Below are 10234 nucleotides of genomic sequence, written 5' to 3'. Positions count from 1 at the left end.
GGCGCGGGCGCCGGGGGCCCGCCGCCGGCCGGTGCCGGCGGACGGCGGGCGGGCGGCGGCGGGCGGGCGGGGGTCAGCCCGTTTCGACGGCCTTGCGCAGGGCGTCGGCGCGGTCGGTGCGCTCCCAGGTGAGGTCGGGCAGTTCGCGGCCGAAGTGGCCGTAGGCGGCGGTCTGCGCGTAGATGGGGCGCAGCAGGTCCAGGTCGCGGATGAGCGCGGCGGGGCGCAGGTCGAAGACGTCGCTGACGGCGGCTTCGATGGCGGCCTGCGGGACGGTGGCGGTGCCGAACGTCTCGATGAACAGGCCGACCGGTTCGGCCTTGCCGATGGCGTAGGCGACCTGGACCTCGCAGCGGGTGGCCAGCCCGGCGGCGACGACGTTCTTGGCGACCCAGCGCATCGCGTACGCCGCGGAGCGGTCCACCTTGGAGGGGTCCTTGCCGGAGAAGGCGCCGCCGCCGTGGCGGGCCATGCCGCCGTAGGTGTCGACGATGATCTTGCGGCCGGTCAGGCCGGCGTCGCCCATCGGGCCGCCGATCTCGAAGCGGCCGGTGGGGTTGACGAAGAGGCGGTAGTCGTCGGTGTCCAGCTTGATGCCGTCGTCGGCGAGCTGGGCCAGGACGTGCTCGACGACGTGGGTGCGCACGTCGGGGGTGAGCTGGTCGGTGAGGTCGATGTCGGCGGCGTGCTGGGAGGAGACCACGATGGTGTCCAGGCGCACCGGGCGGCTGCCCTGGTATTCGATGGTGACCTGGGTCTTGCCGTCGGGGCGCAGGTAGGGGACGGTGCCGTCCTTGCGGACCGCGGTCAGGCGGTGCGAGAGGCGGTGGGCCAGCTCGATGGGCAGCGGCATCAGGGCGGGCGTCTCGTCGCTCGCGTAGCCGAACATCAGGCCCTGGTCGCCGGCGCCCTGCTGGTCGAGTTCGTCGCCTTCCTCGCCTGCGGCGCCCTCGACCCGGCTCTCGTAGGCGGTGTCGACGCCCTGGGCGATGTCGGGCGACTGGGCGCCGATGGACACCGAGACGCCGCAGGAGGCGCCGTCGAAGCCCTTGGCCGAGGAGTCGTAGCCGATGTCGAGGATCTTCTGGCGGACCAGGGTGGCGATGTCGGCGTAGGCGGTGGTGGTCACCTCGCCCGCGATGTGCACCTGGCCGGTGGTGATGAGGGTTTCGACCGCGACGCGGGAGGCGGGGTCCTGGCTGAGCAGGGCGTCCAGGACGGTGTCGCTGATCTGGTCGGCGATCTTGTCGGGGTGGCCCTCGGTGACGGACTCCGAGGTGAACAGGCGGCGGGACATGGCTCTCCAGGGCGGGAGGGGGCGGGTGGCATGGGTGGCGGGGGTGGGGCGGGGCGGGCCGCGGCCCCGCTCCCCCGTCACGGCCGCGTACCGGCGCAAAGCGGCGGGCGGCGTGGGGCCGGGCCGGGTCAGGCCGGGTCGGCCAGGCGCTGTTGGAGCTGGTGGGCCAGGGCGATGCGCTGGACCTTGAGGGTGGCGGTGCGCGGCAGTTCGGCCTGGGGGATCTGGACGGGGTCGGCCAGCTGGGGGAAGTCGGTGACGGCGGCGCGCCAGCGGGCCGGGTCCAGCGGGGCGTCGTCCGTGGTGCAGATGACCGGGACGGGGGTGTCGTCGGGGCCGGGCACGACGACCAGTTCGCTCAGTTCCGCGAGCCGTCCCAGGACGACGTCCTCGACCTCCAGGGAGCTGCGTACTCCGTCGATCATGTCGACTTCCCGGTCGAGCATGTGCAGGCAGCCCAGCCGGGTGCGGTAGCCGACGTCGCCGGTGCGCCACCAGTCGCCGTTGCGGTTGGTGTCGTAGCGGTCCTGCTCGGCGTAGTAGGTCTTGGCCAGGCCGGGCCAGGCGACCTCGATGAAGCCGGGGTTCTGCGGGGAGGGGGTCTTGCCGTTGCGGCTGACCACGCGGACCTTGGCAGCGCCGGCGGGCATCGCCCAGCCCACGCAGCGCCCGTTGGCCTTGTGGGCGGAGTTGCGGAAGTAGGCGCGGCCGACGGCGGGGCCGACCTCGCTCTGTCCGTAGATCTGGAAGAACAGGGCGCCGGGCCGGTCGGAGGAGTTCAGCAGCCGGCTCATGGTGCGCGGGTGGATGGCGTCGAAGGTGCTGCTGAAGACCTTCACCGAGGCGAAGGGGCGGCGCGGGTCGCCGGCCAGGTCCTCCCAGTCCATCAGGGAGTTGGGCAGGGCCTCGACGAAGCCGGGCCGGTGGGCCAGGAACTGCTCGGCGACGGTGTCGGGGTCGGATTCGTTCATGAGCAGGATCGGCAGCTGCTTGAGCAGGGCCAGGGACATCGCCGCGACCATGCGGGAGTGCACGAAGGGGATGTGGATGGCGACGGTGTCCTTGCGTCGCATCAGGCCGAGCAGGCGCCACTGGGGCAGCAGGCGGATGCCCTGGGTGCGGGGGGTGTGCACGACGAGTTTGGGCAGGCCGGTGGTGCCGGAGGTGTGGGTGATGACGGCGGCCTCGTCGATGGGCCGGACCACCGGGCTGACGCGGGGGGCGCCGGCGAGGTCGGCCAGGGACTGGGTGCCCTCGCGTTCCCCGGCCGTGATGAGCACCCGCCGGGTGAGGTCGGCCAGCGGCTCCTTGGCCAGGCCGGCGTCGAGTTTGGCCAGGTCGGTCAGGAGGCTGGGGCGGTCCACGCGCTGGATGAGGGCGGCCACGGTGGCGGCGTCCAGGGCGGGCGAGAGCATCACCGGGACGGCGCCGATGCGGGAGGCGGCGGCGCCGAGCATCCAGATGTCGGCGTTGGCGCTCTTGTGGATGACCAGGTGTTCGTCGGGGCGTACGCCGGCCGCCCACAGGCGTCCCGCCAGGTCGTCGATGGCCGCGGCGAACTCGGCGACGGTCAGGCGCCGTCCGGCCCGGGGCAGGACGTGCAGGTCGTGGTCGAGGGTGATGGGCGTGGAGCCGTTGACGGCGGCCGCCATCTCCGGCAGGAGACCGAGGTGCAGACCGCGTTTTTGTATCGATGCGTAGACCGTGGAGCCCTTCATCGGGGCTGTCTCCTTAGGTGGGTTCGGGGGCCGGGCCGGGGCGGCGGGGCGGGCGGAACAGGCAGCAAGAGGAAAAGGGGGGCAAGCGAGGGCGAGGGAGGGGAAGGGGCAGAAGGGGGGCCCGGAGGGTCCCGGGGAAGGAAGTTGGGGGCCGGGCCTCACATTGCGCGGGGCTGTGTCGTCGAAGGGGGGAGGCGGACGAGGCGGACGCCGCCGGCCGTGCCCCCTGTGGGGGGCGGGCCGGGCGGGTCGCTGCCCCGGGCCGCACCGGGGTGCCGGGGGCGCCCCCTCGGGCCGGTTCTGTCGACCGGCTGCGTCCCCGGCCCCGCCCTTTAACCACCGGCCGGGCCCGCGCAGTTCTGACCGAAGCCGCGCGGGCCCGGCCGGGCTCAACACCGCCGCATCCCGGAGGGGGTTCAGCCGGCGGCGCGGCCGATTTTCAGTGCGGCGGCGGTGTCCACGACGCGGCGTGCCTGGTGGCGGGCGGCCTGCAGGGCCACCTCGCCGGGGGCGCCGTCACCGGCGACGTGCGAGGTGCCGTACGGGTTGCCGGACTGGAACTGGACGGGGTCGGTGTAGCCGGGGGGCACGATGATGCCGCCCCAGTGGTAGAAGGTGTTCGACAGCGCCAGGATCGTCGACTCCTGGCCGCCGTGGGCGGTGTTGCTGGCGGTGAAGGCGGAGAACACCTTTCCGGCGATCTTGCCTTCGAACCAGAGCGGGCCGGTGGTGTCGATGAAGGCCCGCAGCTGGCTGGCCGGGTTGCCGAACCGGCTGGGGGTGCCGAACAGGACGGCGTCCGCCCAGGACAGGTCGTCGTGGGTGGCCTTTTCGACGTCGGCGGTGGCGGTGCGGTGCTCGGCCCAGGCCGGGTTGGCGTTGATGGCCGCCTCGGGGGCGGTCTCGGCGACCTGGCGCAGCCGCACCTGGGCGCCGGACTTCTCCGCGCCCTCGGCCACCGCCTGGGCCAGGGCGTGCACGGTGCCGGTGGCGCTGTAGTAGATGATTGCCACGTTCACGGGGTCCACAGCTGTTTCCTTCATTTGGTGCGTTCCTTGTTCGCGTTTCCCTGGGGGCGCGCGCGGGGTGGTGCTAGCGGGCGATGACCAGGGTGGCGGGCGGGGCGGAGTGGAAGGTGACGTCGCTGAAGCCGGCCTTGGTGAGCCAGGCGTGGTAGTCGGCGCGCCGCCAGGTGCCGCCCTGCTGGCTCTTGAGGAGCATTTCGGAGGCGAACAGCAGCGGGAAGGCGGGGCCGCTGCGGTCGTCGTCGACGACGTAGTCGCAGACCACCAGGGCGCCGCCGGGCTTGAGGGCGTCCTTGAGGCGGGTGAAGACCGCCACGTTGTCCTCGGGCCCTTCCTGGTGGGCGATGTGCGAGTAGAGCGCGACGTCGTAGGTGCCGGTGCCGAAGTCGGTGGTGTGGAAGTCGCCGTCGATGCAGGTGAAGCGGTCGGCGACGCCGCGTTCGGCGAGCAGCTTGCGGGCGATGGCGTTGATGGGTTCCCAGTCGAGCTGGGTGGCGCGGGCGGCGGGGTTGCGCTCCAGCCAGGTGGCGGAGTAGATGCCGGAGCCGCCGCCGACGTCCAGGATGGAGACGGCGCCGGCCTCGTCCAGGCCCAGCACGTCGGCGGCGATGGCGGCGGCGGGCACCGACTGGGCGGCGATGGCCGGGACGACCTCGCCCCAGTGCGGGTTGTCGGCGACCTCGGTGGTGGGGTCGCTGATGGGGCCGCCGGCGCGGACCACCTCGGGCAGCGCGGCCAGCTTGCCCATGTGGGTGAGCTTGAGGCGGGCCATCGCGGACAGGTCGGCGGGGCGGCCCTTGACCAGGTAGGTGGAGGCGGCGGCGGTGTTGCGGTAGCGGCCGCCGGTCAGCTCGGTGAGGCCGATGCTGACCAGGCCGTCCAGCAGGGTCTGGGCGCCGCGTTCGGAGATCTGGGCGCGCTGGGCGAGCTGGGCGGCGCTGTCCGCGCCGTTGTCCAGGTGGGTGAACACCTGGTGCTCGGCGGCGGCGCCCAGCAGGCCGGTGGACCAGTAGCCGTTGATGAGCCGCAGGATGGTGTCCGGGGTGGGCTGGTTGTCGCTCATGCGGTTCCTCCCCGGCCCGCGGGGGCCGCGTGGGTTCGAAGTGCGGTGCGCAGGGCGGCCACGACCCGGTCGACCTGGTCGGTGCTCAGCTCGGCGTGCATGGGAATGGCGAGGTGGCGGGCGAACAGGTCGGCGGAGATGGGGCAGCTCTGCTTGCCGGCGAAGACCGGCTGCAGGTGGGTGGCCCAGGTGCCGTGGCCGCAGCCGATGCCCTGGCCGCGCAGGTCGCCGGCGAGGGCCGCGCGGTCCACCCGGGGGTCCAGGGCGACCAGGTAGGACTGCCAGGCGTGGGTGCGGTCGGCGGGCACCTGGGGCAGTGTCAGGAGCTCTTCGTCGGCCAGGAGTTGGGCGTACTGGTCGGCCACCGCGGCCCGCCGGTCCAGGAGTTCGCCGATCCGGCCGATCTGGACCTGCAGGATGGCCGCGGCGATGTCGGAGAGTTTGAAGTTGTAGCCGACCTCGGTGAATTCCGGGATGGGCAGGCCGACGATCTTCGACTGGTCGAAGATGCTGCCGATGCCGAAGGAGGAGCGCAGCCGGGCGTCGGCGGCGATGGCCGGGTCGGTGGCCAGCAGGGCGCCGCCCTCGCCGCTGCTGGCGCCCTTGCGGCCGTGGAAGGACAGGCAGGCGATGGGGGCCAGCGCGCCGGCCTGGCGGCCCTGGTAGGTGGCGCCGACCGCGCAGGCGGCGTCCTCGATGAGGAACAGGCCGTGCCGGTCGGCCAGGGCCTGCAGTTCGCTGTAGTCGGCGGGCAGGCCCACGGTGTCCACCGCGATGATGCCGGTGGTGCGCGGGGTGATGAGGTCGGCGACCGCCTGGGGGTCCACGGTGTGGGTGTCGGGGCGCACGTCGGCGAAGACGGGCACCGCGTCCAGGTAGCGGACCGCGTGGGCGGGGGCGGGGAAGGTGTAGTCGGCGACGATGACTTCGTCGCCGGGCTGGACGCCCAGCGCGAGCAGCGCCAGGTGCAGGGCGGCGCCGCAGTTGCTGACCGCGACCGCGTCCATGGCGTAGCGCTGGGCCAGCTGGGCCTCCAGGGCCTTGCCCTTGGGGCCTTGGCCGGCCGGCCAGCCGGAGGCGAACACCTCGGCGACGGCGGCCAGTTCCTGCTCGCCCAGGCTGGCGTGGACCAGGGGGATGGGAGGGGTCATGGGGCTCACTTCCCGGGGCCGGCGGTGGCGGCGGTGGCGGTGGCGGTGGCGGGCGGCTGGTAGCGCAGGGGGGTGAGTTCCTCGACGTCGTAGCGCTTGCGCATCTCCTCGACGGCTGAGGGGTCCACCGTGGTGCCGCGGGCCCAGATCTCCGCGATCTCTTCGAAGTAGTGCTCGTGGTCGGGCGAGGGGTAGCTCTGGAAGAGCATCTTGACCGGCTTGTCGGTGGCGTTGCGGAAGGCGTGCGGGGTGCCGGGGGGCACGAACATGCAGCCGCCCTCGGCGGCGCGGATGACCCGTTCGCCGCTGGCGGACTGCCAGTGGTGCCAGGTGTCCTTGGTGCGCTCGGTCGGCTCGAAGCACAGCAGGTCCAGCTCGCCCTCCAGGACGTAGAAGAACTCCTGGGATTCGTGGTGCACGTGGGCTCCGACGTCGAAGCCGGGCGGCACGATCACCTCGAAGACGGAGATGACCGAGCCCTGCGCGTGGGTGGCCTTGAAGGTCACCTCCTGCGCCGGAGTGATCAGCTTGCGTCCCTCACCGGGCGGGACGATCAGGCCAGTCATGTGATGGATTTCCTTCGTTCGTACGGACAACTCGCTGGGCGCGAAGGGCCCCGGTGAGGGGCGCTCGGGGCCACGGTCAGCCGGTGGCGGCGTCGCTGTTCCAGCGGCCCAGGGCCATCTCGGCGGTGATGCCGGGGCCGAAGCCGGCGATCAGGCCGGTGGCGTCGTGCATCGGGGTGTCCTCTTCGAACAGGCGCAGGGCCGCGTCCAGGACCACCGCGCTGGCGATGTTGCCGTACTCGGTCAGCGTCGACCAGCTGTGCCGGAACACCTTGCGGTCGACGTCGAGGAACTTGGCGAGGTCGTTGAGGATCCGCGGGCCGCCGGCGTGGACGATGTAGAAGTCCAGGTTGCTGGCGTCCCACTGGTGGCCGGCGGCGAACTCGCGCAGCACCGGGGCGAGCGGCTCCATGGTGCCGGGCACCCGGCGGTCCAGCTGGAAGTGGAAGCCGGTGTCGCGCACCGAGTAGGAGATCCAGTCCTCGGTGTTGGGGATGAGGTAGGAGGAGTTGCGCTCCAGTTCGATGCCGGTGCCGCCGGTGCCGCGCACCACGGCGGCCGCGACGGCGTCGCCGAACAGGCCGTCGGAGAGCAGCGAGCCGATGTCGTCCATGTCGGGCTGGTAGCACAGCGAGCACAGCTCGCAGGAGACGATCAGGACGTTGCTGCCGGGGTGGGCCACGCAGAAGTCGTGGGCCCGGTTGATCGCGGCGCCGCCCGCGGCGCAGCCCAGCTGGGAGATGGGGATCTGCCGGGTGTCGGAGCGGAAGCCCATCTTGTTGATGAGCCAGGCGGTCAGCGAGGGCATGAGGAACCCGGTGCACGACACGTAGATGATCGCGTCGATGTCCCGGGCGTTGACCTCGGCGTTGGCCAGGGCTTCCTCGACGACCTGGGGGGTGCGCTTCTTGGACTCCGCCTCGTAGATGCGGTTGCGCTCGGTCAGGCCGGGGTGCTCGAGGGTCTTCTCGATGGGCTGGACGATATGCCGCTTCAGCACCCCCGTGTTGCGGATCAGTCGAAGCGCCAAGGGAAGCTGCGGCTTTCCGGCGTGGACCCTCTCGGCAAATTCCAGCGTCTCTTCCGCTGTGATGACGTATTCCGGCACACGCACTGACGGCTTGCATAGCCTAGGCATATCGGGAATCCACTTTCTCTAGAGTCTGCCTTCTGCACGTGAAAGAGCTTTCGCGCACTCCCGGTGCCGCCCGGTTCGGGCGGCGGCGGGGGCAGCTGGGACGGCGTCTGCCGCGCCGCCTTCGCCGGGCCCGGACAACCGGCCCCGGCAGGACGGGGGGTTGCCCGGGCGCCGGGGAAGGCGGCACGGGAGGATGCACCGGCCCGGGGGCCGGGTGGTGCGGGAATGCGGAGGTGCGGGAACGCGGAGCCCCACGGGCGTGCGGGGCCGCGGAGTGCGGGGCCCCGCGGGCATGCGGGAACGGGCCCCCGGCGGGGCGGGGGCGGCTGGGCCGGGGGTGGGGCTGGAGCCGGGCTGGAGCTGGGGCTTGGCGTGCGGCCGGGGTGCGTCAGCGGGGGCGCACCGCACGCGGGATGCGGGGGGCGCGCGGGCGGGCGGGCCCCGGCGGTGCGCGAGGGGGCCAGGGGTGCGGGGTTCCTGGCCCGGCGGTGCCGGGTGCCGGGAGGGTGCCGACTTCCTTGGCCTGGCGGTGCCGGAGGGGTGCTGGCTGCTTGGTCCGGCGGGATCGGAGCGGTGCCAACTCCCTTGGCCCGGCGGTGCCGGAGGGGTGCTGGCTGCTTGGTCCGGCGGGATCGGAGCGGTGCCAACTCCCTTGGCCCGGCGGTGCCGAAAGGCGCTGGTTCCTTGGCCTGGCGGTACCGGAGCGGCGCCAACTCCCCTGGTCCGGCGGTGCCGAAAAGGTGCTGGCTCCCTCGGCCCGGCGGTGCCGGACGGGTGCTGGCTCCTTTGGCCTGACGGTTCCGAAGAGGCGCCAACTCCCCTGGTCCGGCGGTGCCGAAAAGGTGCTGGCTCCTTGGTCCGGCCGTACCGGAGGGGCGCCGACTCCCTCGGCCTGGCGGTGCCGGACGGGTGCTGGCTCCTCGGCCCGGCGGTGCCGAAGAGGTGCCGACTCCCCTGGCCGGGCGGTGTCGAAGAGGTGCCGACTCCCCTGGCCGGGCGGTGTCGAAGAGGTGCTGGCTCCTTGGCCCGGCGGTGCCGGAGGGTGCCAGTTCCTTGGCCGGTGCCGTCCACCGTCCGTGGCCCGCACCGGCCAAGGCGCGGGCGGGCGGTGCGGGGTACGGGAGTCGGCCCCGGTTCGCGCGAGGTGCGGGCGGCGGCCCGGGCCGGGTGACGGGCGTAGAGCAGGACGGCGGGCGGGCCCCGGCGGACCCGGCCGGGCGGACGGGGCGGCTGGAGGGCCGGGGCGGACGGGCGGTCGGGACGGAGGGTCCGGGCGGGTCGGGGTGCGGGAGAACGAGCCGCGCCCTGCCCCCCCTTCCGGCGCGCCTCTCCCCCTTCTTCCCGGTGCGCCTCTCCCCTGCCGCCCGCGGTCCGGGCCCGCCCGGGGTCGCTCACGGGCCCCCGGCCCCGGGGGAAGAACGGGGCCGGACAGGGGCGGGGGACGTGCCGGGCGGGCCGGGCCGCGGCACGCCGTGGCCCGCGCGGGGCGGGGCCCGGCGCCGTGTGGAGGTGACGGGGCCGCGCGCACCCCGCCTTTTCACCGATACCTTTCCCGGCCCGGATTTCGTATCGGCCCGAAAAGAGGGGGGAGATGTCCCCGCCGGGGCCCGCGGCTGCCGACGCGGGGCGTCACGGCATACGGGCGGAGGAATTCGATGGGGGGAAGCAGCGCCGCGGGGGCATGAACTCGGCATGGCCCGTACAAGGCGGCGGATACGACACTCAACCCACCGCCTCAGAACCGGCTTTGGGCAGGGAAGTCGTGCGGAAATAGTGACACGGATGCCGTCCCCGCACCAAGGGACTCCGAAAGTGACGTAGGTCACTGCGCGGGGTGTTGTGCGGAAGGGGATTCGGGGGCTGGCGCCGGGCCGCGTACGGAGTGTCCGGGTCCGTATCTGCCGCCCGGCCGGGGCGGGTTGGCCGCCGTGGCGCCGGCGCGGGGGTGCGGAACGGGGTGGTGGACGGAGTGACGGGCGGGGCGGGCCGGGCGGTGCCGCGCCCCGTGCCGCCTGGGCCCGGCTCCCCCGCAGCGCCGGGGCCGCGGCGCGGGGCTACCCCCGGCCCTTCCCGCCCGGGCGGGGCGGGGCGGCCTGCCTTTCTCCCGGCACGTTTCCGGCCCGGCGGCGCCGCAACGGCCGGGCGGCGGCGCGTGGTTGCTCCGGCGGGGAGGGGCGGGGCGCGGCGCGTGGATGTCCTCGCCCGACAGCTTCTGGAAGGTGTCGGCGACCTCGTCGAAGGTGATCGGGTCGGTGCTCTCGCGCAGCGGCTCGGTG

7 protein-coding genes are annotated in these 10234 nt (G+C 73.5%); all 7 read right to left on the bottom strand.

All coding sequences use genetic code 11. The annotated features are described in order from the left end of the window. Window positions 1–73: 73 nt before the first annotated feature. Window positions 74–1297, bottom strand: a complete 1224-nt coding sequence (metK, locus tag ABZV77_RS42505) for a methionine adenosyltransferase (protein ID WP_356268752.1) — start codon at window positions 1295–1297, stop codon at window positions 74–76. 128 nt (window positions 1298–1425) lie between these two features. Next, window positions 1426–3015, bottom strand: a complete 1590-nt coding sequence (locus ABZV77_RS42500) for a class I adenylate-forming enzyme family protein (protein ID WP_356268750.1) — start codon at window positions 3013–3015, stop codon at window positions 1426–1428. Between the two features lie 416 nt (window positions 3016–3431). Further along, the gene (wrbA, locus tag ABZV77_RS42495) at window positions 3432–4058 is read right to left on the bottom strand and encodes an NAD(P)H:quinone oxidoreductase (protein WP_356268748.1); all 627 of its coding nucleotides are present in this window, start codon (window positions 4056–4058) and stop codon (window positions 3432–3434) included. Window positions 4059–4107: 49 nt separating this feature from the next. Continuing rightward, a complete protein-coding gene (locus tag ABZV77_RS42490) occupies window positions 4108–5103 on the bottom strand; it encodes a class I SAM-dependent methyltransferase (RefSeq protein ID WP_356268746.1) in 996 nt (331 codons plus the stop codon). Next, window positions 5100–6254 (bottom strand): DegT/DnrJ/EryC1/StrS aminotransferase family protein, encoded by a 1155-nt coding sequence (locus ABZV77_RS42485; RefSeq protein WP_356268744.1) that lies wholly within the window; start codon window positions 6252–6254, stop codon window positions 5100–5102. The genes ABZV77_RS42490 and ABZV77_RS42485 overlap by 4 nt, the downstream gene beginning before the upstream one ends. Window positions 6255–6259: 5 nt before the next feature. Beyond that, a complete protein-coding gene (locus ABZV77_RS42480) occupies window positions 6260–6820 on the bottom strand; it encodes a cupin domain-containing protein (protein WP_356268742.1) in 561 nt (186 codons plus the stop codon). A gap of 76 nt (window positions 6821–6896) precedes the next feature. After that, complete coding sequence (locus tag ABZV77_RS42475) at window positions 6897–7958, bottom strand: type III polyketide synthase (protein WP_356268740.1); 1062 nt, start codon at window positions 7956–7958, stop codon at window positions 6897–6899. Window positions 7959–10234 lie beyond the last annotated feature (2276 nt).

This window comes from Streptomyces sp. NPDC004732 (assembly GCF_040609235.1).
Taxonomy (GTDB): Bacteria; Actinomycetota; Actinomycetes; order Streptomycetales; family Streptomycetaceae; genus Streptomyces.
Note: the sequence above shows the minus strand (reverse complement) of the source record. Positions and strands in the feature narration are given on the sequence as shown.